Origin of the sequence: Ensifer sp. (assembly GCF_031989085.1) — a bacterium.
Classification (GTDB): domain Bacteria; phylum Pseudomonadota; class Alphaproteobacteria; order Rhizobiales; family Rhizobiaceae; genus Ensifer.
Genome location: NZ_DALZXU010000002.1, coordinates 700,147 through 724,002, shown reverse-complemented (window position 1 = coordinate 724,002; position 23,856 = coordinate 700,147). Strand labels below are relative to the sequence as shown.

The 23,856-nt window shown below is 63.4% G+C and carries 22 protein-coding genes; 4 read left to right on the top strand and 18 right to left on the bottom strand.

What is annotated here, in order from left to right; all coding sequences use genetic code 11:
* Positions 1-4 precede the first annotated feature (4 nt).
* The 8 genes from RTP54_RS16185 to RTP54_RS16150 form a co-directional block, all read right to left on the bottom strand.
* A complete protein-coding gene (locus RTP54_RS16185) occupies positions 5-1,264 on the bottom strand; it encodes a M20 family metallo-hydrolase (protein ID WP_312364112.1) in 1,260 nt (419 codons plus the stop codon).
* Complete coding sequence (locus RTP54_RS16180; protein WP_112809676.1) at positions 1,261-1,800, bottom strand: L-2-amino-thiazoline-4-carboxylic acid hydrolase; 540 nt, start codon at positions 1,798-1,800, stop codon at positions 1,261-1,263. Before RTP54_RS16180 ends, RTP54_RS16185 begins: the two co-directional genes overlap by 4 nt.
* A gap of 356 nt (positions 1,801-2,156) precedes the next feature.
* Positions 2,157-3,518, bottom strand: a complete 1,362-nt coding sequence (locus tag RTP54_RS16175) for a BatD family protein (RefSeq protein ID WP_312364109.1) — start codon at positions 3,516-3,518, stop codon at positions 2,157-2,159.
* On the bottom strand, positions 3,515-5,086 hold the full coding sequence (locus RTP54_RS16170) for a VWA domain-containing protein (RefSeq protein WP_312364107.1): 1,572 nt from the start codon (positions 5,084-5,086) through the stop codon (positions 3,515-3,517). The genes RTP54_RS16175 and RTP54_RS16170 overlap by 4 nt, the downstream gene beginning before the upstream one ends.
* Positions 5,083-6,087 (bottom strand): VWA domain-containing protein, encoded by a 1,005-nt coding sequence (locus RTP54_RS16165; RefSeq protein ID WP_312364105.1) that lies wholly within the window; start codon positions 6,085-6,087, stop codon positions 5,083-5,085. Before RTP54_RS16165 ends, RTP54_RS16170 begins: the two co-directional genes overlap by 4 nt.
* Entirely contained in the window at positions 6,074-6,604 is a 531-nt protein-coding gene (locus RTP54_RS16160) for a DUF4381 domain-containing protein (RefSeq protein WP_312364103.1), read from the bottom strand. Before RTP54_RS16160 ends, RTP54_RS16165 begins: the two co-directional genes overlap by 14 nt.
* A 2-nt stretch (positions 6,605-6,606) precedes the next feature.
* A complete protein-coding gene (locus RTP54_RS16155; protein WP_312364101.1) occupies positions 6,607-7,602 on the bottom strand; it encodes a DUF58 domain-containing protein in 996 nt (331 codons plus the stop codon).
* A 17-nt stretch (positions 7,603-7,619) separates the two neighbouring features.
* Complete coding sequence (locus tag RTP54_RS16150) at positions 7,620-8,591, bottom strand: AAA family ATPase (protein WP_112809670.1); 972 nt, start codon at positions 8,589-8,591, stop codon at positions 7,620-7,622.
* Positions 8,592-8,900: 309 nt separating this feature from the next.
* Here RTP54_RS16150 and RTP54_RS16145 point away from each other — a divergent pair, with 309 nt between their 5' ends.
* Together RTP54_RS16145 and RTP54_RS16140 are read left to right on the top strand one after the other, a co-directional pair.
* Positions 8,901-9,830, top strand: coding sequence for a formylglycine-generating enzyme family protein (locus RTP54_RS16145; protein WP_112818351.1), 930 nt, complete (start codon positions 8,901-8,903; stop codon positions 9,828-9,830).
* Between the two features lie 55 nt (positions 9,831-9,885).
* Entirely contained in the window at positions 9,886-10,944 is a 1,059-nt protein-coding gene (locus tag RTP54_RS16140) for an HAD family hydrolase (RefSeq protein ID WP_409517155.1), read from the top strand.
* Between the two features lie 59 nt (positions 10,945-11,003).
* Here RTP54_RS16140 and RTP54_RS16135 read toward each other — a convergent pair whose 3' ends face one another.
* A complete protein-coding gene (locus RTP54_RS16135) occupies positions 11,004-11,684 on the bottom strand; it encodes a hypothetical protein (protein WP_112818340.1) in 681 nt (226 codons plus the stop codon).
* 560 nt (positions 11,685-12,244) lie between these two features.
* On the opposite strand from RTP54_RS16135, the gene RTP54_RS16130 reads away from it, so the two are divergent.
* Positions 12,245-12,520 carry a hypothetical protein gene (locus RTP54_RS16130; protein WP_112809709.1) on the top strand — a complete coding sequence of 92 codons (276 nt, stop codon included), beginning with the start codon at positions 12,245-12,247 and terminating at the stop codon, positions 12,518-12,520.
* 217 nt (positions 12,521-12,737) lie between these two features.
* Entirely contained in the window at positions 12,738-14,513 is a 1,776-nt protein-coding gene (locus RTP54_RS16125; protein ID WP_312364096.1) for a hypothetical protein, read from the top strand.
* Positions 14,514-14,606: 93 nt separating this feature from the next.
* Here the strand turns inward: RTP54_RS16125 and RTP54_RS16120 are convergent, their stop codons facing one another.
* From RTP54_RS16120 to RTP54_RS16080, 9 genes are all read right to left on the bottom strand, one after another.
* Positions 14,607-15,635 (bottom strand): NADP-dependent oxidoreductase, encoded by a 1,029-nt coding sequence (locus tag RTP54_RS16120; protein WP_312364095.1) that lies wholly within the window; start codon positions 15,633-15,635, stop codon positions 14,607-14,609.
* Between the two features lie 217 nt (positions 15,636-15,852).
* Positions 15,853-17,214: a PLP-dependent transferase gene (locus RTP54_RS16115; protein WP_312364093.1), complete on the bottom strand. Its 1,362-nt coding sequence runs from the start codon at positions 17,212-17,214 to the stop codon at positions 15,853-15,855.
* Between the two features lie 54 nt (positions 17,215-17,268).
* A complete protein-coding gene (locus tag RTP54_RS16110; protein WP_312364091.1) occupies positions 17,269-18,306 on the bottom strand; it encodes a 2-oxoglutarate and iron-dependent oxygenase domain-containing protein in 1,038 nt (345 codons plus the stop codon).
* Positions 18,307-18,744: 438 nt separating this feature from the next.
* Positions 18,745-19,026 carry a hypothetical protein gene (locus RTP54_RS16105; RefSeq protein WP_112809662.1) on the bottom strand — a complete coding sequence of 94 codons (282 nt, stop codon included), beginning with the start codon at positions 19,024-19,026 and terminating at the stop codon, positions 18,745-18,747.
* Between the two features lie 75 nt (positions 19,027-19,101).
* Positions 19,102-19,827: a TfuA-like protein gene (locus RTP54_RS16100; protein WP_312364089.1), complete on the bottom strand. Its 726-nt coding sequence runs from the start codon at positions 19,825-19,827 to the stop codon at positions 19,102-19,104.
* Positions 19,824-21,068: a YcaO-like family protein gene (locus RTP54_RS16095; RefSeq protein WP_312364087.1), complete on the bottom strand. Its 1,245-nt coding sequence runs from the start codon at positions 21,066-21,068 to the stop codon at positions 19,824-19,826. Before RTP54_RS16095 ends, RTP54_RS16100 begins: the two co-directional genes overlap by 4 nt.
* A gap of 10 nt (positions 21,069-21,078) precedes the next feature.
* A complete protein-coding gene (locus RTP54_RS16090; RefSeq protein WP_112809659.1) occupies positions 21,079-21,309 on the bottom strand; it encodes a hypothetical protein in 231 nt (76 codons plus the stop codon).
* A 35-nt stretch (positions 21,310-21,344) separates the two neighbouring features.
* Positions 21,345-23,216, bottom strand: coding sequence for an SARP family transcriptional regulator (locus RTP54_RS16085; protein WP_112833738.1), 1,872 nt, complete (start codon positions 23,214-23,216; stop codon positions 21,345-21,347).
* 28 nt (positions 23,217-23,244) lie between these two features.
* Positions 23,245-23,703, bottom strand: a complete 459-nt coding sequence (locus RTP54_RS16080) for a helix-turn-helix domain-containing protein (protein ID WP_112809657.1) — start codon at positions 23,701-23,703, stop codon at positions 23,245-23,247.
* Positions 23,704-23,856: the final 153 nt, after the last annotated feature.

Here is a 23,856-nt window from a genome sequence, read left to right as displayed (position 1 = left end):
ATCGTTACTTGAGGTCGATCTGCAGCACCGTCTGCAACAGAACGTCGGCGCCGCGCGCGCATTCCTCCGGCGATGTGTATTCCGCCTCGTTGTGCGACAGGCCATCCTTCGACGGCACGAAGATCATCGCCGTCGGGCAGATACCGGCGAGATGGGCGGCGTCGTGGCCGGCGCCGGAGACCATCTCGATGGCGGAATGGCCGAGCGCTCCGGCGCTGGCGCGGACCGCATCGACAATGAGGGGATCGAAGACGACCGGCTGCTTCGACCAGATGCGGTCGAGCACGATCCGGGCGTCCAGCGCGTCGATCGCCTGTTCAAGCGCAGCTTGCATCTGGTCGAGCCCGGTATCGGAGGGGTGGCGCATGTCGATCTGCAAGTGCACGGAACCCGGCACGACATTGCGCGAATTCGGGCCGACGGCGGCAAAGCCTGTCGTGCCGACGCCGGGCGAGTGCCGGCGCGCGATATCGCGCACCGCAAGCACGATCTGCGAGGCCGCGACCAGCGCGTCATCGCGCTGTTCCATGGGCGTGCTGCCGGCATGGGCTTCCGTCCCGGTGATCGTCACATCGAACCAGCGCACACCCTGGACGCCTGTAACGATGCCTATTTCGGTCGCGGCCGCTTCCAGGAGCGGTCCCTGTTCGATGTGCAATTCGACATAGGCGGCAAAACCGACATGGCCAGGCAGAATTTCGCCGCGATAGCCGATTGCTTCGAGTGCCGCCCGAACGGTGGCTCCATCCCGATCCTGAACCGCCTCGATCTTCGATAGCGGCGATGCGCCGGCAAAGACGCCCGACCCCATCATCGCCGGGGAGAAGCGCGAGCCTTCCTCGTTCGTCCAGTTGATGACGGTAAGATCATGGCGCAGCACCGTCGCCGTTTCCTTCAGCGTCCGGATCAGCTCAACGCCGGCCAGAACTCCGAGAATGCCGTCGAACCGGCCACCTTGCGGCTGGGTATCGAGATGGCTCCCGACTGCGATCGGCGGCAGGGATCGGTCTTCGCCGGGATAGGTGGCAAAGATGTTGCCGATCTGGTCGAATTCGACGGTGCAGCCGAGCGAGCGGCATTCGTCGACGAACCAGTCGCGAGCCTGCCGGTCCTCTTCCGTCAATGTCAGCCGGGTGACGCCGCCCTTGTCGGCGCCGCCGAAGCTGGCGGTCGAAACGATATCGGCCCAGAGCCGATCGCCGTTGATGGCGGGCATGTTGTCGCCCGAAGTCGGTGCACGGCGTGCCTGTCCCGTCGCGGTCATTTCTGCTCTCCGGCGGCCGGGTCAGCGTTCAGGCGGTAGCGGAAATCGCAATGGGAGGCGCCCTGCATCACCGTCTGTGTACGCTCCAGCGTAATGCGCGGATCGTAGCCGGTGCAGAACACGCCGTCACGGTTGCAGGAAAGCAGATGTCCGATATGGCCGAGGCCCATCTCGCGATAGGTCTCGGCGTATCGACAGCGCTTGACGTTGTAGTGGAATTCCTCGTCGGTCGCCTTGGTCACCTCGATCGTCAGGGCGTCGTCCTGCGTCCAGAGGTCCTGCAGCTCCTGGAACGTTCGCAGATTGGTGCCGCCGGGTGTCTTGGCTGCAAATGTCCGGCCCGCCTCGATGGCAGCCCGGCTGACCGCCTTGTCGAGGATCGCCTGGGCGCGTGCCTCGCCGATCTCCTCGCGCATCGCCTCATAGATTGGCGCGATAATGCCCGCCTCGATGCGCCGGCGCGCGAGAATGCCCAGTTCGCCGTCCATCGCTGCCCGCGATGTCGCGGCCTCTGCCGCTTTGTCCTGATCCGTCATGAGATATCCTGCCTCCCTGTCCAACAGTTGGTTGGTATGACTGCGGCAAAGGATACACCGCGGCAGCGGGCCTCGTGTTGCAAATCCGTGCCATTCGCAAGGGTGGTCGTGCAAATATTTCGCGCCTTGCGTCCCTTCTTGCGGAATTATTCTTGTGGGACGCCCGCCGGGCGCGCCACGTGTGGGCGGCACTGGCGGTTGGGACGATGAAGACAGTCGCTCGATGCCGCTTGAGATGTGGGCGTGATGCCCCGTCGCGACCACCACGCTGGCGCGCCGCCATCGGCGCAGACATGCCCTGCAAATGTGGCTGAATCCGTTGTGTGCAAACGTTGCCGCAACCGTGCGCGCAGGCGCTAACGGTCGATCGGCATATCGGCCTCGAGTGCAGGATTGAGATCGGGCAACGTGTTTCCGGACGGTGGCTCCAAGTCCGCGGTCTCATCGAGCCAGCGCCGCCTCGCCTTGCCCAGACCCGCCTTGAGCGGCAGGAGGTTCGGCTTTGTCGCGGTCTGCGCGACGCGATAGAGCGACTGCTGGTGGGCGGCAAAGGCCGCTTTCGTCCCGGGGTCTGCGAAGCGGTCGAGCCATGTCGTCAACGGCACATTTCCCGTCCTGCGCGACCAGGCGTCGAGCGCCGCTTCGAGACGCTTTGGATCACCGCTTCCGCATCCCTCGTCGACGCGCCGGAATGCCGTCGCTTCGGACTGCTGCCTCAGCGTTCGCATCTCCTCGAACCATGCCTGAATGCGGCCGGCGAGAACGGCGCTGAAGTGGATCAAGAGCGCCAGGCCTATGACGGCCAGGCCAGCGGCGACCCACCATTGCCAGTCGACTGCCTGCCTCTCGGGCGGGGGAGGCGGCGGTGCGAGCGCGGTCGTGGTGGCCGGTGCTGCGGCAACCGAAACCTTGACCGCCGGCGCTTCGGTGGTTTGCTGTTTGCCACTCGACGGGTCGAACCATTGCAGGGTTATCGCAGGCAGCGTGTAATCCCCAGGCTTTCCGAAGACATACGTTGCGGTGTCCTTGCGGATGCCGCCTCGCAGGTCGCCTTCCTCCGACTTGTCCTCGGAGAGAACGGGGTCGTGGACATAGACCTGGACATCGGCCGGAGCGTCGAAGGACGGCTCCGGGATCATCATCGCAGCCAGTCTGGCCGCATTGACGGTGACGGTGCGCACGAGGGCGTCGCCGGCGGCAAGGCTCGTCAGATCACGATCGAAGGTCTGGACGATCGTCACCTTGGCGGCCGTCACGCCCGCCTGGGCACCGGTGCTGCCGGGAACTGCGGCGACCGTCAGGCGCAAACGCGGCAGCGTCACCCGACCTTGCGTGGTCTCGCCCGGAACGGCCGCGTAGCCGAACGGGATCTCGACCGGTGGCAAGGTGTAGTCGCCGGCGGCCTGCGGTGTCACGATGTAGGTCTTGCGGATACCGGAGAAGCCGACGCCATCGACGGTCTCGTTGAGATTGAGGCCGCGATCGTCGGGCATCGTCACCACGGTGCCGGGCAGGTCGAACAGCGGAAACTGCGGCGGCGAAAGGAAGAAATTCGGCACGAAAACGTCGACATCGATCTCCACCTGCTGCCCGGCGTAGATCGTACCCTTGGTCGCAATCGTTGCGCGGGCGAAAGGATCGGCGGCCACAGCGCTAGTTGCCAGCGACAGCAAGGAGACGATCAACGCGACGAGAATGGGCCAGATGCGCGCGGTCATGGCTTCGTGTCCTTGGCTTCGATCGCGAATTTGCGCGCCAGCAGTTCGGCGGGCGACACCTGGATGTTGCGCATCCACATGTCGGCGGTCTGCGCGCCGCCGGGAACCGTACCCTCCTTGCCCTTCTTCCCCTTCTCGTCGAATTGCACCTCGTCCGGGTCGATGCCGGCCTGCTCCTGCTGGGCGTCCTGTTCCAGTTTGTCCTTGTCGGCCTTGCGTTTTTCAGCCACCGCCAGGTTCTGTTTTGCCTCGGGCCAGTCCGCCCGACGTTTGAGGGCCTGCTGGTAGGCCGCGATCGCCTCTTCCGCCTTGTCGAGATGCATCAGCGCATTGCCCTGATTGTAGTAGCTCTCGGCCGTATCAGCCTGCGCGAAGGCGTCGATGGCGTCCTGGAAGCGCCCGATGCGATAGAGTGCTATGCCTTGCCAGGCCGGATCGGTGAAGTCGTCGGCGGCTGCTTGGAAATCGCCACGCTGGACGGCGCGCAGTCCCTGCTGGTCCGGGGTGAACCACAGATCGGCAAAGCTGTTGTCCGCCGCTTCCGCTTTTCCCCCCGACAACACCGTGCCGATGGCGAGCACGAAAACGGCCCAGCGCACGGACCAGCCGCGCCGGAACCAGAGCGCGGCCATCAGCGCAACCGGGATGGTCAACCACCAGCCGGCATCATACCAGCGCGTCAGACCGTCTGCTGTCTTCTGTGCGAAGCTCGTCTGGATCCGCCTGACGATCCAGCGCACGTCGGCATCGTCGGGCGTGACTGTTGCCACCTCGGCCTTCGAGGCAGACTGCAGGGCTTTCAGTGCGTCGACATCGAGTTTGGCGCGAACGCGCGCGCCGGTCGCGTCGGTGAGGAACTGGCCGTCGGCCGTCTTTACCGGGCCACCGTCGGCGGTGCCGATGCCGAGCACCATCAGATCGTTTCGCCCCTGATAGCCGGCAAAGGCGTCGAAGGCCGTGCGCTCGACGCCGTCGGTCATGAACAGGATCGTGCCCGGGACGGTCTCGCTGGAAAGCGCGGCCTCCACCAATTGCAGCGCCTTGCCGGTGTCCCGGCCGGTCACCGGCATGATACCGGGCGACAGGGCCGCCAGATAGGTCTTGGTCAGGTTGGCATCGTCGGTGAGCGGCAGCACCATGTGGGCGCTGCCGGCATAGGCAAAGAGCGCCGTGCGCGCGCCTTTGCGCATCGAAAGAATGTCCTGCACCTTGAGCTTGGCGCGCTCCAGGCGCGTCGGCGAGATGTCGGTGGCGTTCATCGTCTCGGTCAGGTCGATGGCGATCGCCAGAGGCGCGGTGTCCTCGACAAAGGGCGGTTTTTCGCGCTGCCACGTCGGCCCGGCAGCAGCGATCGCGGCAACCGCGATCAGGGCTGCCGTCAGATGGACGGGGTGGAACCAGTGTTTTCCGCCCTTTTCGATCAGCAGATGATCGAGAAGATGCGGCGCGATCATGCCCTGCCACTGCGCGCGCACGTCGGTGCGCCGGCCGATCAGGACGACGAGCAGTGGCGCGGCCAGCAACGCGAGCAGCCAAAGAGGGCGCAGGAAATGGAAATCGGCGATCATGCGTCGGCCCCCTTTTCGCGCTGCCGGGTGGTCCGCGCGGAGAGAAGCCACATGGCGGCGTGATAGAGGAGAAGGACGATCAGCGCCGCACCGAGCGGATAGTGGAACAGTTCGATGCGCGGTCGCCAGGAAAGGGTCTTCTGGTTGGCTGGCGTCAGCTGGTCGAGAAGCACGTAGATGTTCTCGAGCGACGCCTGATCCTGGCCGAAGAAGTATCGGCCCTTCGTCGCTGTGGCGATCTGCTGCAACACGGACGTGTCGAGTTTCTGCTCTCCTTGGGCATTGGGGTCGCCGATACCCACGGTGTGGATGACGATGTGCTTGTCGGCAGCGATGCCGGCGGCCTTGTCGGGCGGCATCTTGCTTGCGGTATCGTTTCCGTCGGTGAGCAGGATCAGAACCTTGTCGGGCGCCGTGCTCTGGTCGAACATCTTGATGGCAAGGCCGATCGCATCGCCGATGGCCGTTCGCGGACCCGCCATGCCCGGCAGGCTGTCGGCCAGCATCGCCTGAACCGTCTTGTGGTCCATCGTGAAAGGCACGAGCGGATAGGGCGCGTCGCCGAAGGCGACGAGGCCGAGCCTGTCTTCGGGGCGCTTGTCGATGAAGTCGGCGACCACCTTGTGCACGGCATCGACGCGAGCCTGCAGATTGCCGGCGGGATCGTGAAAATCGCGCGTATCCATCGATTGCGACAGGTCGATCGCCAACAACAGGTCGCGCTGCGGTTCGGTCTTTTCGATCGGCGGTTCGATATATTGCGGCCGGGCCAACGCCAGGACGACCAGGATCCAGCAGATGGGCGCGACCAGCTTCTGTCCGAAATTGGTCTTCGGCACGACCGAGCCTTCGGTCGCGCCGATGCCGGCTGCCGCCGTGATGTCCTTGAAAAAGGGAAAGCGGATCGCCGAGGACTGCTCGCGATAGGCGGGCAGCAGCCACCAGACGACGACGGGGATCGGCAGCAGTGCCAGCAGCCATGGATGATCAAGTACGTACATGGTGCGCCTCGATCCAATGGCGTGCAGCGGCAACATGGGCGCGCGCTTCATCTGCGGGAATGGACGCCAGCGCCGCCGGGCCGCGATATTCGGCCTCTTCGAAGAAGTGTGCGGACGTTTGCGAAAGGGGCTTCCCGCCGGAATGAGCATCGAGGAATTGGGTCCAGCCGGGGCCGTTCAAGTTGGCGACTGTTTCACGCGGCCAGGCGGCAAGTGCGGTGCGCTTGAGGATGGCGGGCAGGGCTGCGAGCGCGTCGCCGCGCGTCTGTGCCGTACCGATGCGTGCTTCGATCAGGCGAAGTTCGCCAAGGGCTTCGCGGCGGTAGCGATTGATCGCGCGGTGGCGCAACCAGCGCCAGAGGGCAAACGCGATCGCGAGGACGACGAGCGCGGCCAGTACCGCCCATGCCCAGGTCTGCGGCAGCATCGAGACATCAGGCGGCGAGGCAATATCGGCAAGACCTCGCAGTGCCGCGGCAAGACCCGGATCGACCGTTGGCGGGGGCGCGCCTTCCATCGCTAGCGTCTCCGCTGACGCCAGGCCAATTGGCCGAGCATGGCGCGCAACTGCGGCGCGATCTCTTCAGCGGCCGAGATCGGAAGCATGGGCAGGCCCAGGTCTTCCTGCCAGGCGCGCAACGCCCGGCCGCGCTTGCGGGCGAAACCGTCGATCGCCTCGCGCACGTTGGCCTGGCCGAACTGCAGTTCGGCCTGTGACGCGCCGCCGCTGACGACGATGTCACCCTTGCGTGGCAGCTCCAGCATGAAGGGGTCGTAGATCAGGATGGCGATGACGTCGTTGTGGGCCGAAAGCTTGAGCAGCATGTCGCGCGTCTCGAGGCCATGCCCGTCGAAATCGCTGACCACGATGATCAGGTGGTCGTGCTTGGCGATGTTGGCGACGGTGGCAAGCACCAGATCCAGTTGCTCGTCGCCCCTTGCGACCGTGGAGCCTGCCGTGAGCGCTTTATTGTGGCGAACGATGACGTCGGCAAAACGGATGACGGCTTCGCGGCTGCGGTGGGGGCGGACTTCGTCGACGGTCTCGTCGCCGAAGACGAAGCCGCCGACCCGATCGCCGAGCGCCGTAATGCGCCAGGCGCACAGGGCCGCCACTTGCGCCGCAGCGACCGATTTCATCGCCCGGCGGCTGCCGAAGAACATGTTGATGCGCTGGTCGACGATCACGAGCGCCGGTCGATCCTTCTCCTCGTCATAAACCCGCACGACCGGTTTGCCGGTCCGCGCCGTGACCCTCCAGTCGATGGTGCGGATGTCGTCGCCAGGCAGGTATTCGCGCAGCTCCTCGAAGGACAGGCCGCGGCCGCGCATGCGCGACTCGTGACGTCCGGCAAGCAGTCGCCTCACTGGCGCCTTGCGCAGGAAACTCAAGTCGCAGGCGATCGCCTCGAGCGCGACGAGTTCGTCGACGGACGTATAGGCGCCCGACATCTCCACCTGTGCCGGACGGGAAATGCCCTTCGATCTTGCGAATGCGGGCAAGGATATTGCCATCGGGCCTTCTCCTTTTGTCAGGCGACAGCGACCAGTTGCACGATCCGGTCGACCACCTCGTTCGCCGTCGTGCCGCCGGCATGGGCTTCGTAGGAAAGGACCAGCCGGTGGCGGAAGACGTCGTGCACGGTTGCCTGCACGTCATCAGGCGTGACGAAATCGCGCCCCTTCAGCCAGGCGTGCGCGCGCGAGACCTTGTCGAGGCCGATGACGCCGCGCGGGCTGATGCCGACCTGGATCCATTTGGCGAGATCCTTGTCGAGCTTGTCCGGGTAGCGGGTCGCCACGACAAGGGCGACGATATAGTCCTCGATCGCGCTCGAGACGGTCACCGCCGAGATTTCCTTGCGGGCTGTAAAGACCGCGTCCTGCGCCAGCTTTTCGTCCGACTTGGCCTTCGACGTCGTCGCCGTTTCCTCCGAGCGCACCAGCCGCATGATCTCGGCCTCCGACTTGGCGTCGGGATAATCGACCTGGATATGCATCAGGAAGCGGTCGAGCTGGGCCTCGGGCAGGGGGTAGGTGCCTTCCTGCTCGATCGGGTTTTGCGTGGCCATCACCATGAAGAGGTCCGGCAGTTCGTGACTGTCGCCGCCGACGGTGACCTGCCGCTCCTCCATCGCCTCGAGCAGCGCCGACTGCACCTTTGCGGGTGCGCGGTTCACTTCGTCGGCAAGGATAAGATTGGCGAAGATCGGGCCTTGCTGGAAGCGGAACTCGCCCTTGCCGCCTTCGGTAAAATACACTTCCGAGCCGGTGATATCCGACGGCAGGAGGTCCGGCGTGAACTGGATGCGGGACAGTTGCGCGTCGAGGTTCTTGGCCATGCTCTTGATCGCCCGTGTCTTGGCAAGGCCCGGCAGACCCTCGACGAGCAGGTGGCCGTTGCTGAGGAGACCGAGCAGCAGGCGTTCGATCATGCCCTCCTGGCCGACAATGGCTTGACCGATGCGTTTGCCCAACTGCTCGATATCGTCGCGTGTACCCATGAGATTTCGCCCCTCTGGCCGATCCGCCGGCGCCAGTTCATGTGCGTTCCTTGCGCAGAGTAAGGTTACAAGCCGCTGATTGGAAAGAACGTAACAGTAACGACGGAGGCGATAACGGTTGTCAGACGCCCCCTCGACGGCGCGGACGATGTCGGAAACCGGGGCCTGCGTCTCTGTAACAGTTAAGTACTTTGGGCCGCGCCGCTTTGCGTCTAGACTTCGCGGCATCAGGATGGCCGAGACATCTGCCCGGGAGACTGAAACCGCATGCAAATCCTATCGACAAGACCGACCGCTGACCTGACACCGATGGATGCGAGCGCACTTGAGCCCATCTGGATCGAGGGCGGCTCTTTCACCATGGGGTCCGACAGCCACTATCCCGAAGAGGCCCCCGCCCATCCGGTGAAGGTCGACGGTTTCTGGATCGACGTCACGCCGGTCACCAACCGCCAGTTCGGCGCCTTCGTCGAGGCGACGGGATACGTCACGGTCGCCGAGAAGGCGCCAGATCCCAAGGACTATCCGGGCGCAAAGCCTGAAATGCTGCGCGCGGGCTCCGTCATTTTCGATCCTCCCAAGCGGGTCGTCAGCCGGGATCCCTCCCAATGGTGGGATTTCAAGTTCGGGGCGGATTGGAAAAGGCCCTACGGCCGCCAGAGCAACATTCGCGGCAAACTCGACCATCCCGTCGTGCACATCTCCTATGTCGACGCGATGGCCTATGCACAATGGGCCGGCAAGGACCTGCCGACGGAGGCCGAGTGGGAGTTTGCAGCCAAGGGCGGCCTTGAGGGTGCGGAATTTGCCTGGGGCGACGACCTGGTGCCGGACGGACGCTTCATGGCCAACACCTGGCACGGCGCTTTCCCGACTGAAAACCTGCGTCCAGACGGTTTCGAGCGGACATCGCCCGTCGCGAGCTTTCCGCCGAACGGCTATGGGCTTTACGACATGATCGGCAATGTCTGGGAATGGACGAGCGATTACTGGTCGAGCAATCATCCCGAACCGGCGCAGAAGAGCTGCTGTGTCCCATCCAATCCCCGCGGAGGCGGGCGTGAGGCGAGTTTCGACCCAAGGCAACCGGAAATTCTGATCGCGCGGCGGGTGGTCAAAGGCGGGTCGCATCTCTGCGCGCCGAATTACTGCCGTCGCTATCGCCCGGCCGCGCGGCACGCGCATGAAGAAAATGCCGCCACGACCCATATCGGCTTCCGCTGCATCCGCCGGCCCTAGCCGAGCCCGAGCCAACCGACCGTCTCGTCCCCGTTCAGGAGAAAACCCGATGACAATGGCAGAAGGACCACTCACTTCCAATGGGGCGAACAGGCATCGCAGCGGCTGGCGGCGGCGCACGCTGCTGGGGGCCGCCGCCGCGCTGGCATTGACGCTCGCCGCGCCGGCATTCGCGCTTGCGGCCGATGCGCCGCCGGCCGGCCTTTCTTCCTGGAACGACGGAGCGGCAAAGTCGGCCATCATCGACTTCGTGACGCGGGTGACGACCGAGGGCGGACCCGATTTTGTCGCCGAAGCCGATCGTATCGCCGTTTTCGACAATGACGGCACGCTCTGGACCGAACAGCCGATGTATTTCCAGGCGATGTTCGTCAACGACCGCATCAAGGCCATGGCCCCGGACCATCCTGAGTGGAAGGACAAGGAGCCGTTTGCGTCGCTTCTCAAGGGCGATATGGCGGGTGTTGCCGCCGCCGGCGACAAGGGTCTTGTCGAGCTCGTTCTGGCGACGCATGCGGGCATGACCACCGAGGAATTCGAAAAGCTCGTGAAGGATTGGTTCGCAAGCGCCAAGCATCCGCGGTTCGACCGGCCCTACAACGAAATTACCTTCCTGCCGATGCGCGAGGTTCTCGATTATCTCCGCGAAAACGGCTTCAAGACCTATATCGTTTCGGGCGGCGGCATCGAGTTCATGCGGCCGATGACGGAGCAGATGTACGGCATTCCCCCTGAACAGGTGGTCGGCAGCACGATCGCGACAAAATACGAGTTGCAAGGCGATAAGCCTGTGCTCATGCGCGAGCCGAAAGTCGATTTCATCGACGACGGCGCCGGCAAGCCCGTCGGTATCAACAAGTTCATCGGCCGGCGGCCGATCTTCGCCGCCGGCAATTCCGACGGCGACTATGAGATGCTGCGGTGGGTGACGTCAGGCTCGGGCCCGAGCTTCGGCATGATCGTGCATCACACGGACGGTGAACGGGAGTGGGCCTATGACCGGCAGTCGCATGTCGGCAAGCTGGACAAGGCGATGAACGAGGCGGAGCAGCGAAAGTGGCTGCTCGTCGACATGAAGGCGGACTGGAACAGGATCTACGCCTTCGAGAAATGAAAGATCTCGCAATCGCAATGCCCGCCGGCAGAGCGGCGGCGGGCATTCCCGGTGCCTTGCTACTTGGACGTAACCTGCGTGAAGGCGATGCCGTCGATCAGGCCGTCCTTCAGGCGATAGACGAGCGATTGCATGACGGTCGTGTTCTGTTCGCCCGGCTGCTGGTGCGAATAGCGCACCATGCCTTGCTTCGGCGCTGCACCGAAGCGCTTTTCCAGCGCGTCGGTGCCGTCCTTCAAGGTCGGGACCGGCAGCAGCAGCGGAGCCAGCGCGACGGTCGGTGTGTCACACTTGTCGGCGGCGCCTGAAACCTCTTCCGTGGAGATGAACGTTACCGGCTTCTTGTCGGCTGCGTCGGCGTCCCTGCCGTTGGCGACGAGCCAGATCCGCCGAGGAAGGTCGCCTGTCGAAAGCTCGTAGCATAGCCAGCCGATCGACAGTCCCTCGACGGACCGGCTGCGGACAGTGCCGCCGAACGTGGCCTTGACGTCGTCGAGGGTCGTCTTTTCGAGCACGATGGTGAGCGAGCCCGCATTGACCTTGTTGTCGAAGGGGGTCTCGAACTGCAGGGTCTGTGCCGTTGCCGTCTGTCCGCCAAGGACGAGCGAGGGCAGGCCGCTCAACTTGTCGTCGCTTGCCGCAAGCTCTGTGCTCGTTAGCGACAAAAGGATTGCGGCGATCCCGGAAAAAAGGAACGCCGCACCACGTCGGTCATGAGATGTTGTGTCCAGGGATCGCATGGAAATCTCTCCGTTGCACTCAGCACGCGGCGCGGCGCGTCGTCGCGCGTCACCGTGCGCATTCTAGGCGCTGCAACATTCGGCATCGAAGTACGTAACAGTTACAATCGGCAATCGATCCGCGTTGGCAGGGCGATTGGCCCCAACTGTAGCGCGCTGGCAGAGCCCGGCAAGCGGGCGCGACAATGCGGCGGTGCCGATTGCCCCTTGAAGGCGCCATCGCGGCTAAAGTCGAAAATGCCGTCAGGCCGTGCGGTGCGCGAGGCGGTGCCGATCGTCTCTTTGCGCGCGGCGAATTGGCGCCCGTCAAGCGCGCTTGCGCCAATGTTACTGTTACGTACTTCCGGAAGCGCCTGGTTCCTGAGAATTTTCGGCAAAGAGGCATGGCGGGGTTGGTCGCCCCTGCAGGACGAAATTCGTTTCCAGGCAGACCCATCTGAATGGGGCGCCGGCAATCAGAGTTGCGGCGACGCATCTGGATCTAGGCAAGAGGCGCGATGGTTTCATCGCCCGCAGGCGTGGCATGCAGCATCGATCGTCGTTCAATCGGGTACAGCACAATGCCCAACGAAGCCAAGCAACGGGGACTTTTGAAGTTGATGCTCAAGCTTCCGGCCTTGCGCGGCCAGTTGCAGTTGCTTAGTGCCAAGAATATGCCGCTCGCGAGCCTCTGCGAGGCCTATGACGAAGCCAACTCCATGCTTGATCGACAGCGCCGACGCGATCCGCAGGATGGATCTATGGTGGCCGAGTACGAATTGATCTGTCTTGAGATCGAGCAGGAAGTCATTTCCATTTGTCTTTCCAATGCCAGCAACGAACCTAATCCGTTGTGATTAGCTATTCTCGCGACGTCGCATCCGGAAATTCTACTATTTACCCCTGTAACCATACTGGTTTTCAAGTGTATCTTTCGGTTGATTTTGAAACGAACCGCGTTGATCGCAATTTCTTTGATGTGGAGCGATATTTTTCTTTTCGCTGTCGTGTCCCTGATTTAGAGTTCCCTCGCATTAGCACTCTCTTTCGAGTTGTAGTAGATGGGGGCGCGGTATGAAAACGGGAGAAGACGCCAATCGAGCGGCTTATTGCCCTGTTCCCGAGCGCGCAGCACGCGCCGAGCTGGAACGTATGCTCGACGATCCGCGCTTCCACGGGACGGAGCGGCATCGCAAGTTGCTTCGGTATCTCGTTGACGAGTTCTTCGCTGGCCGTTCGGGGGCCGTGAAAGCCTACACCATCGCCATCGACGTCTTCGCTCGGCCGAGTTCCTTCGATCCGGCGACAGATCCCATCGTGCGCGTAGAGGCCTCGCGGCTGCGTGCGGCGCTCGCTCAATACTATGAGGCGCTGGGCGACGAGGCTGCGGTGCGCATCGAGCTGCCGAAGGGCAATTATGTGCCGCTCTTCGTCAAGGCCGAGGACGGATCGCCGCGGTCATTGCCTGCGCCGCCGACAGTTGCCCATGCTGCGCCCGACGTGGCGCTTCAGATAGAGGCCGTTGTGGCACGTTCCGCCCCGCGGCAGATGCCTGTGGGCAAGCTCGCCATGGCTGGGCTCGGGATCCTGGTCATGGCCGCCGCATTTTACGCTGCCGTGCCCATCCAATTCCCGTGGCAGCCGGTCCTCTCCGAAAAGCCGACGGTCATCGTCGACGTCAAGGCGGCGTCGACAATTGGCACCGGCCAAAACAACAGGGCCGGCGACGACCTCGTGCATGCGTTGTCGCAGTTTTCGTCCGTGCGCACGCTCGCCCAGGACCCGGTCGCCGGTGTCGACGTCGCCGCGGTCACCGGTTGGGTGGCTCCGAAAGCGGTGGTGCGCCTGGCAGGCAGCAAGGAATACAGGCTGTCGATCGACGCGAGCGTGGCAAAGGGCAACCTTGAACTCGCCTGGCAGGTGGTGGACCCGCAAAGCAAGGAGGCGCTGCGTTCCGGCGCGGAGCGAGCACCTCTTTCTCCCGGCGATGCCGAGGAGATACAGCAAGCGCTTTTGGTCAAGCTCGCCCGCGTGCTCGCTGGCGAGAACGGCGTGATCATCAGTCTCGAGGCGGCACGCCAGATCGCCGAGCCGTCGCTCGGCTACGGTTGCGTGTTGCAGGCGAACATGGCGCTGACGCGGAGCGACGGCGAAAATCTCTCGGGCGCGCTGTCTTGCCTGGAGCGGTCGCTCGCCTACAGGGCAAACGACGCGGATGTATCGGCAAGCCTGGCAATGGTGCTCGTCGCCACGGGCGAGGCGGCCGCTTCGCCTGTTGTCGGCAACAGAGCATTGAAACTTGCCGACAGGGCCGTTGCGCTGGCCCCGCAGGCTAGCGAGAGTTACGTCGCTCAGATGATGGCGCGGTTTGCCGCCGGTGACAGCGAGGCCGCCTTTCTTTCGGGACAGCGGGCCAGTGCGCTCAATCCGCTCGACGAGGCGATCTCCGCCAAGCTCGGATTGCTGCAATATGTCTCTGGTCACTGGCTGGAAGGCGTAAGGCTGGCGCGCCTGGCCGAGGAAAACGCCGAATATCTGCATCACGATGCGGCGCTGACGCTGGCGCTCGACGCCTATCGCGAGCGTCGCTACGAGGAAGCCCTGTTGCGCGTGCGCCAGTTGGCGAATGCGTCGGACCATGCCGTCAACCTGTTGCGCCTTGCTGTCGCGGGCCAGCTCGGTTTGACTGAGGAAGCGACGAGCGCGCTTGACGAGGTCCGCGCGCTGAAAGGGGGCGCCGAACTATCGCTCTTGCCCGGGCCGCTCGGGCGCGGCTACGCGCCCGAGTTGTCGGCACTCATCGAGGATGGGCTTGGCAAGGCGGCCGTCGGTCTCGCCGGTCACCTATGACGTTTCGAACGGCGGTTCGCGCAAAGGCTCGCCGGTACGATTGGAGCGTTTCCGATCTTCACGGAATGCCGAGACACTTCTCCCGGGCATGCTCTAGTTTTCTGCCGCCACGCGGATGACGAGCTTGCCGAAGTTTCGGCCCTCAAGCAGGCCGATGAAGGCTGCCGGCGCGTTTTCGAGACCGTCAACGATGTCTTCCCGGTAGCGCACCTCGCCCGAGGATATCCATCCGGCCATCGCGCGGTAGAAGTCGGGGCGCTGGTCGGCGAATTCCCTCTGGATGAAGCCACGAATGTTGAGGCTCTTGCTCAGGACGTCGCGCATGACAAGGGGCAGTCGGTCGGCGCCGGTCGGTTCTCCGGGACGGCTGTTGTATTGCGCGATCAGCCCGCACACAGGAACACGGGCAAAATCATTGAGCAAGGGAAACACCGCATCCCAGACATGGCCGCCGACATTCTCGAAATAGACGTCGATGCCACCAGGGCAGGCCGCGACCAGCTGTGCGGCAAAATCGGATGCCCGATGGTCGATCACCGCGTCAAAGCCGAGTTCATCGCGAACGAAGGCGCATTTCTCGGCACCTCCCGCAATCCCGACCGCACGTGCGCCCTTGATGCGCGCGATCTGCCCGACCGCCGATCCGACGGCGCCGCTGGCGGCGGCAACGACTACGGTTTCGCCCGCCTTCGGCCTGCCGATCGTCAAAAGGCCGGAATAGGCGGTGAAGCCCGGCATGCCCAGGATGCCGAGCGCGGTTGAAAGGGGCGCTGCCTGCGGGTCGAGCTTGCGCAGGCCAGCGCCATCGGAAAGGGCGTAGCTTTGCCAGCCGGAATGGGACAACACAACGTCACCCTCGGCGAAGTCCGGATGGCGCGAGCGCACGACGCGCGCCACCGTGCCGCCTTCCATCACGTCGCCGATCTCGACCGGCTTGGCGTAGGATTTCGTCGCATTCATGCGGCCGCGCATATAGGGGTCGAGCGACAGGTAAAGGATCTTCAGCAACAGCTGTCCTTCGCCGGGTTCGGGAAGTGACGTCTGCGTGATCTCGAAGTTTTCCGGCGTAGGCTTGCCCATCGGGCGGGAGGCAAGACGGACCTGGGTGTTTCCGGATGGCATGGCATTTCCTTCCATCGTCAGCGCCTGCTTTGGCAACAGCGCCGCGGTTCGTGTTGATCGGCAGTCACCTTCGGCGCCGACGCAAAGGACTGCAAGCCGCAAGTTCTCGCCCTTGGCATGCGTGCGAACCGCCGACACGAAGGGCTGACGCCGAGCATGGAAAAGGCCCAACCGCCGTGGACGGTTGGGCCGGGAGCGTTTGGTCGGTTCTGCCCGTTCAGGCAGCGTCGATGGCCTGCTTCAGGTCGGCAATGATGTCGTCGGGATGCTCGATGCCGATCGACAGCCTGACGTAACCGGGCGTAACGCCTGTTCTCAGCTGGTCCGCTTCAGACAGCTGCGAGTGAGTGGTGGTGGCCGGATGGATCGCAAGCGATCGCGCATCACCGATGTTGGCGACGTGATAAAGCAGCTGCAGCGCATCGATAAAGCGACGACCGGCGTCGCGCCCGTCCTTCAGTTCGAAGCCGATCAATGCGCCGTAATGGCCGTTGCGCAGGTAATTTTCGTTCCGCGCCTTGGCGTCTCCCTCCTGGAATTTCGGGAAGATGACACGCGCGACCTTCGGGTGCGATCGCAGGAAATCGGCAACCTTGATGGCGTTCTCGCTGTGCTGGCGGATGCGCAAGGGCAGGGTTTCGAGCCCCTGAATGAACTGGAAGACATTCTGTGGGCTGATGGCCGCGCCAAGATCGCGCAAAAGCACGGCGCGGGCGCGCAGGATGTAGGGATGGAAGTCGATGGCGGCCGCCTTTTCCAGCCAGGTCTTGCCCTGATAGCTTGCGTCGGGCTCATGCAGGTTGGGATGGCGCCTTGCATGGTCGTGCCACGGGAAGGTGCCGCTGTCGATGATCGCGCCGCCGATCGAGGTGCCATGTCCGCCGATGTATTTCGTGGTCGAATAGACCACGATTGCAGCACCGTGATCGAACGGGCGGATCGTCAATGGTGCCGCGGTGTTGTCAATGACGAGCGGAATGCCGAACCGGCGACCGATTTCGGCGACGTCGGCGATCGGAAAGACTTCTAGGCTCGGGTTGGGAAGCGATTCCGCGTAATAGGCGCGTGTCCTGTCGTCGGTCGCCTTCGCAAAGGCCTCGGAGTCGGACGCGTCGACGAAACGCACCTCGATGCCGAAGCTTTTCAACGTTGATGCAAACAGCGCCCAGGTGCCGCCGTAAAGACCGGCGGCGCTGACGATATTGTCACCGGAGCGGGCGAGATTGAGCAACGCATAGGCCGATGCCGCCTGACCGGAGCCGAGCGCCAGCGCGGCGGCGCCGCCCTCGATCTCGGCAAGCCGCTGTTCGAATGCATCCTGCGTCGGATTGGAGACGCGCGTGTAGAGATGGCCGGCAGCCTCCAGAGCAAACAGCTTGTCGGCGCCGTCGGTGCCGGGCAACTGATAAGACGTGGTCTGGTAGATCGGCACGGCGACGGCGCCGCTCACCGGGTCGAAACGGTAGCTGCCACCATGAAGGGCCAGCGTTTCAGGATGAAGCGGTCGCGATCTGTCGCGCAGGCCGCTCGGCGTCTTGATTTCGACTGCAGGTTCCTCAGGCTTTTGATGGATCGTCATCGAATGCTCCTTCAGCTTTTGGGTGGCAGCTCTTGCGTGGTCGCGTTGGAAAAGTCAGGCCGGCACGGGTACCTTCAGCTGCTCGACGAGATCGGCATGGTGCGTGGCGGCGACATCGGGGTGTGATCTCAGGCGCGATTTCAGCACATTGCGGCCGACCTCGTGGAACAAGGGATTGAGCGGGTCCTGCGTCACGCCGCGGACCTCCGTGGCAAGCGCAGGCGGCAGATCCAGGACCGGAATGGTGGATGCAAGGTTGGCGCCGAGGAAGAAGGCGACCGATCGGCGATCCCCGCCCGCGGGCGGCGTGACCACGCGGTGGATGTTGGCAAGCAGGTAGCCATTCGACGCGAGCTCCAGCAATTCGCCGACATTGACGACGAAGGTTCCGCGCTTCGGCGGCGCATCGATCCAGCCGCCCCTGCCGTCGTCGACCTGCAGTCCGCCGACTTCATCCTGAAGCAGGATGGTGACGAAGCCGCCATCCTTGTGGGCGCCAACCCCCTGGTCGCTCTCGGTCTTGTCGCGGCCGGGATAGCGGATGATCTTCAAAAGCTGGTTCGGGCCGTCGCGATAGATCGGCTCGAAGACGTCGGCGCGCTGACCGAGCGCCTCGGCGAAGACCTCGATCAGGCGGATACCAAGTCCGGTCACCGCTTCGATCCAGGCAAGGATGGCCGGCTTCAATTCGGGCAGGGCGTCCGGAAACTGGTTGGGGCCGACAAGCCGCTTCCACGGGGCGTCGTCAGGCTTGACCTCGACCGGTGCGCGCTCCGGGCCGAAATCGACCTGCTCGCGCCAGTCCTGGGTACCGCGGGTATATTCGAGGCCGGCGCGGTTGTAGCCGCGGAAATGCGGCGACTTGCGCATTTCGATCGCCAGCTTGTCTGCCTCCGGCAGGCTGAAGAACCGTCGGGAGAGATGAAGGACGCCATCGATCTGCTCTTGCGGAATGCCGTGGCCTTCGAGGTAGAAGAAGCCCACCGAGCGGGCGACGGAACGCAGCTCTTCAAGTGCGGCCGCCCGCTCGGGGTGGCCCGCCGCGAAGCGCTGTAGATCGAGGATGGGCAAGGATGAGTTGGTGTCGGTCATAAGGGCTCCCTTCATCGACCGCGCGTAGAGGGCCGGCATGCCCGCTTATCGGGCGAACCGTCCGGATATCGCTGGCCGCTTTGCTGTCAGAAAGCCTACCGGGTGTGTGTGTTTAATCAATATTGTCTATTGAAAAGATAGACTAAATATCCGGCCGCGCGCGCAGATGCGTTCGGGCAACGACCTTAAGACGAGAATTTCCATCCCAACGGGTCCGTCGGTCATCGCCCGTTACAACTGGGCCGACGACCGCGTGACTGCTGAGATTGAATTTGATCCAAAGGGGAAAGCCGTTAGGCAGACCGGCGGATGGACGGGACTTTCTGCGGCCCGGATGAGGCGGGAGACCATATAGTCAACGAAAAACCCCGCTTTGCGCGATCGCGAAGCAGGGCTCTTTCCGTGCCACCGGTGAATTTGCCGCTGATGGCGGCGCGCTCAGCAGTTGCCGAGGCTGGCGCGAGTCATGAGTTCGTTGGTCAGCAGGGCTGTCCGGTCGCCGCATTCCTCGACTTCCTTGAGCAAGGCGGCGAGCGCCAGTTCGAGGCAATACTGGACACCTTCGACATTCAGGGTGCGCGACGAGTCACGTGCATACGTAACCAGACGAGCCAGCGCCAGCAGCTCCTTTTCCTTGTCATCGGCTTCAAAGGACATGGCGATCGAAGATTGCATGATTTTCCCCAGCTCCGCGCGGATCAGTGCGACCCACTTCAACATGGCAAATCATAGCGCGACTATTTTTAGATGCGCGTGACACGAGCGTGACACACGTTGCATGGGAAATCCAGATCGTCAGGATGAAGCGACAAGTTGATTGAGCAATCGCTTCCACAGGCTTGTCGAATTGAATGCCCAGTCCTGGGCCGGCCTCGCCCGCAGGGCCGGGGCGTTGCGCAGGATTTCGAGCAATTCCAGGGCGTCCAGCCGCTTCTGGTTGATCGTTCCGCCAGTCAGAAGTGCCAGCAGTCGCCGGGTCTCCGCGTCTTGCGCATGCGTGGTTCGGGCGACGATCGCGCTCCAGGTCCGCCGCTTGTAAAAAAGCGCTCTGGCTGCCTGCAAAAGTTGCAATGCAGCCGCTGCGTCGATCAACTGGCGCTGGCGCAGGTCCTCCAGAGTTGCAACGACGTTGACCAGCGGAAGGGTCAGCGGCAGATGCCCGAGCTCAGCCGGGCCATGCAGAAGGGCGACGTCGGCATCGTCCTCAAGCTCGCCGGCCGCATATTGGCCATAGATCCGGCCGACGCCGATCATGCCGAATGTTGCACATTCGGCGGCGCGAAGCGCGCCCATGCTTGCAGCGCCGTAGACGTGCACGCCTACCGACAGGGCAAACAGGATCTCCTTGTGCCAAACGGGGGCAACCTGTTCGAAATGACCGTCGACAAGCCCGATGGCGGTCGCGCCCTCCTGGGTCGCCCGCAGGATGTCGCCCAGTTCGGCCGGGGGGCGAAGGACGATGTCATCGCCGACCAGAGTTCGCGCATCGGGCAATGTTGGGCCGGCAAAGAGGACTTTCATCCGAGCTCCAGTGCGTGTGACAGGGCCCGGTTGCCGAAGCGTCGCTTGCGCGCGCCGTCGGGGTTCTCGAGTTCGGGGACGAAAATCTTGACCACGGAAAACGGCAGCGGCTCTGAGAGAAGTGGTACGGCAGCGGCGGTCCCGATGCCCGCACGCTTCAAGGCCGCAACAACATGGTCGAGCAGCGCGCCGGTGCCGGTACCGGCGAAAGCGCAAGCCGCCGGGTTGCGATCTCCGGGCGCCGCCACGAACAATTGCTGCGTTTCACGCGGCAGCTTGCGCGTAAACGTCTCTGGAAAGACATCGTCGCGCGCGCCGCTGATGTAGGTGAGGCGCGATTGTGCCGCCTCGGTCACGGCCCTAATCGCGGCGCGGCGCGGATCCGGATGAGCGCCGTGACCGACGGTCACGTCATGGTACCGTGGATCTTTCGCACCGAGAATGTCCGCGTCGGCGATGATCGCCGACAGGCAGGGGATGCCGATGTCACTGGTCATGTCGAAGAGGCGGAATGTCAGGCCGGCCGTTTCTATGCGGCCGGTCATGTCGTCGATGACGGGATCGTTGAACAGCCGGGCATCGACGCAGGTCTTGAGGCGCGCCGCCAGTGGTCGAAGCCGCCAAAGGGTTTCGGCATCACGCTCGATGCGCTCCAGCAGGCCATGCAGGATCGCCTCCTGTTCGGTGTTGCCGGAGGCTAGCCCGTCCGACGACTGCCAGTAGCGGCATTGCTCAAGCGTCCGGTCGAGCGATGCGGCGTGAAAGGGTATGAACGTTGTATGTCGATCGAAAAGATCGTGGCCGCGAAGCCACGTCGTGGGTTCGTCATCGCCGAGATCGTCCATGCCGGCTGCGATCAACCCGGGCAAGCCGAGCGCCCGCTCGCCCTTGTCCAGAAGTGCGCGCCGCGTCTCTGTTCGCACCGGTGCCGAAGGCGTGCAGGCGACGGCACGCTCCAGGGCTTCCATCGCCGCCGACACCTTTGCGTCGATATCGGTGATGCCCTTGCCCTGGTTGATGACGATCGATCGTGCATTCGGCGAAACCGCATTCCAGACGGGTATGCCGATGCTGTCGAGCCCGGTCAGGCGGGCGAGTCTGCTGACGCCGAAAACGGGCAAGAGACCGGCTATCCGCGCGAAGGTTTCCTCGGGCGCGCACACACGGTCGGAGTATACGTCGGGATTGTCCTTGACCGGGCTGCCTTCGCGCGCCCGGTCCGCCTCATGCCTCGTCGTCATCGGCCGTGAGTTAGCCGTCCATGAAGCCGCCGGATACCGAGCCGGCCGAATTGGCGCGCACGGCGAAGTTCACGCCCTTGACCACCGTCGCGCCGGCGTTTCTGTGCTCGTTGGCCGAAGCCAGTGCGCCGGTGAGCGGGGCTGTGATGGGTGTGACGGTTCCCGCCGCGAGATCCGCGAGCCACAGGCCGTCGTCACCCTCAACGCCAAATACAACGACCTTCGCAGTCTGTTCCGTCATGATCTTCCCCTTATCCCTCATGTGATTGTGATGGTTCAGAAACCTGCCTTGCGCAGGCCTTCGCCGTAATGGGTTTTCTGCCATTCCTCGCGGAACGGAACGATTGCCATCCATTTTTCCAGGTTGAAGTCCGGATGGACGTCAAACGTCTTACGCACGTATTGGCTCGCCTTCTTGCGATTGCCGAGCATGCCCCAGCTGGCGGCCGCAAGACGGTCCGCAGGCGTTGGATCGCGCATTCGTTCTATATACGCAAGGGCGTTTTCGTATTGCGCTAGCGAGTAGCAGGCCCCGGCGGCAGTCCAGAAATACTCGTCGGGAGCGATCGGATTGAGGTTGATCGCCGCTTCGATCTTCTGCAGGCCGCCATCCGGGCGCGAGGCCTGCACCAGGGTATCGGCGAAGCTTGCAATCACGTTGGCGTGCTGCGGGCTCAGCGCTTCGGCCTTTTGGTGAAACTCGATGCTTTCGTCGAACTGCCGGCAGTAGAGCTTGACCACGCCGAGTTCGCGATAACCGGCTGCAAGCGTATCGTCGATGGCGATCGCGTCGCGCGCATGCTGTTCGGCGAGAGCCAGCAGCTCGCTGTCGCCGCGCGCCGTCAAAAGCCACTCGACAAAGTAACTGCGGGCCAGTCCGCTCATCGCCGGCGCCAGATCGGCATTCTGGCCGAGTGCATCGCGGAAGCTCTTCCTGGCGCGCCGGACCTCCGGCAAATTCAGTTGCTTGAGGAAGCGCTGGCCGAGCAGATAGCTGCGATAGGAGCCGGCGTTGCTCTCGTAGGTCTTGCGCATGCTCTCGTTGCGTTCGACCTGGCTCGCGATGGCGAAGGCGATCTGGCGTGCGATCTCCTGGCGCGAGCGCATCAGGCCGTGGTCGTCGAGCGTGAAGCGATCGGCCCAGATCACCTCGTCATTGGCAAAGAAGATCAGCTGCGTGAACAGCGTCTGCCGGTTACCTTCGTTGGTCAGCCGGGTGTCGAGAATGTAACTGATGGCGTGCTGTTCGTAGGTGCTCGCCTTGTCCGCCTGCAGGCTGATTTGTGCCGCCGTGTAGGGCGCAATGACCGACACCGAGCGAAGGGCGCACAGGCCGATCGTAACGTCCTCGATCAGCGAATGGGCAAACAGCGTGGCGGAAGTGTCGGCGTTGCCGGCGCCGGGCGGCAACAGGACGACGCGCGGCGGCCGCGTGTCGCCGCCGGGCTCGGGCGGAGGGGCGCTTGTCAGGGCGGACGCCGGCGCGGCCTTGGCGGACAAGGAGGCAAGCTCGATGCCTGGCAGAAGCCGGGGCTCGTATTGCCGCCCCTCCAGCGCCAGCACGGTCTTCAGGATCTTGCGAACCTCGTCGTCTTCGGGGTTTTTCTCCAGAAGCTTGACCGCCGCGGACTTGACGAGCTTGCGATCCGGGCCGGTCGCGGCGTCGGCAGCGCTGATCAGGCTTTCGCGCAGCAGCCCGGTGTGATCGGCACGCTGCTGTGCTACCCAGTCGCGAAGGGCCGGGCCCTGCGATTTCAGGTCCTTGATGAAATCGTCGCGGAATGTCTCGATCGCCCAATGGAACCGCGACAGGGGATCCTGAGGGACATTGCTCAGGAGGTCGTCGAGGTCGCTCGAAAGTGCGTCCGTCTCCAGCCGAATGGATGTTTGCGAGAAGCTGAGGAAGGTGTGGCCGAGTTCTTCCTGCCGCGATGTGATGCGGGAGATGGTCTTGCGCAGATTGACGAAGGCCTGGCTTGGCATGACGTCGCTCCAAAGCAGCTTGGCGACGTCGTTGCGCGATTGCTCGCGGTGGCCACCGGCGATTGCCTGGGCGAGGATGAGCAGACCCTTTTCCGGGAAAGCGACATCGCACTCGTCGTCATCGACGAGTCGCAACCGCCCGAGGGTCTGCAACCTGAATTTCATCTGTCTATCTCATTGGCAACCGGCGTGCCTATCCATGCAGGTCGGGTGCATGAGCCGAACTACTGTGAGCGACGATCGTTTCCGCTTCGGGCGTCTGTGCGACGGCCGCTACCAGCGAAATGATCTTCTTGCGCAGGACCGGGTCGGTGATCTTCAGGAAGGCGCGGTTGAGCGCAATGCCTTCCTTCGACGAAACGAAGGAGGAGATTTCGTTGGGTTCGCGCACATCGCCCAAGCCTGCCCGCGGTGCCGCGCCTTCTTCGCCTTCCTGGAAGAAGAAGCTCGGGTGAACGCCCAGCACATCGGCGATCGCCTGCAGCCGGCTGGCGCCGATGCGGTTGGTGCCTTTTTCGTATTTCTGGACCTGCTGGAAGGTGATCCCGAGGCCGTCAGCCAGCTTTTCCTGACTCAACCCGGCCATCAACCGACGCATCCTGACGCGGGAACCGACAAAGACATCAATCTGGCTGGGTGCTTTAGTGTTCACGGGTAGTTCCTCCGCATGTCTGCATGACCAAATCACACATATGAGTTTGCTCGAATAAATGACTCGATGCAATCACTACGCGCCAAAACACGGATAATTGCATTGTATGAAGCCGATACCTCCTTTGGGTCGGGCCCGCGTTACGGTCGTTGT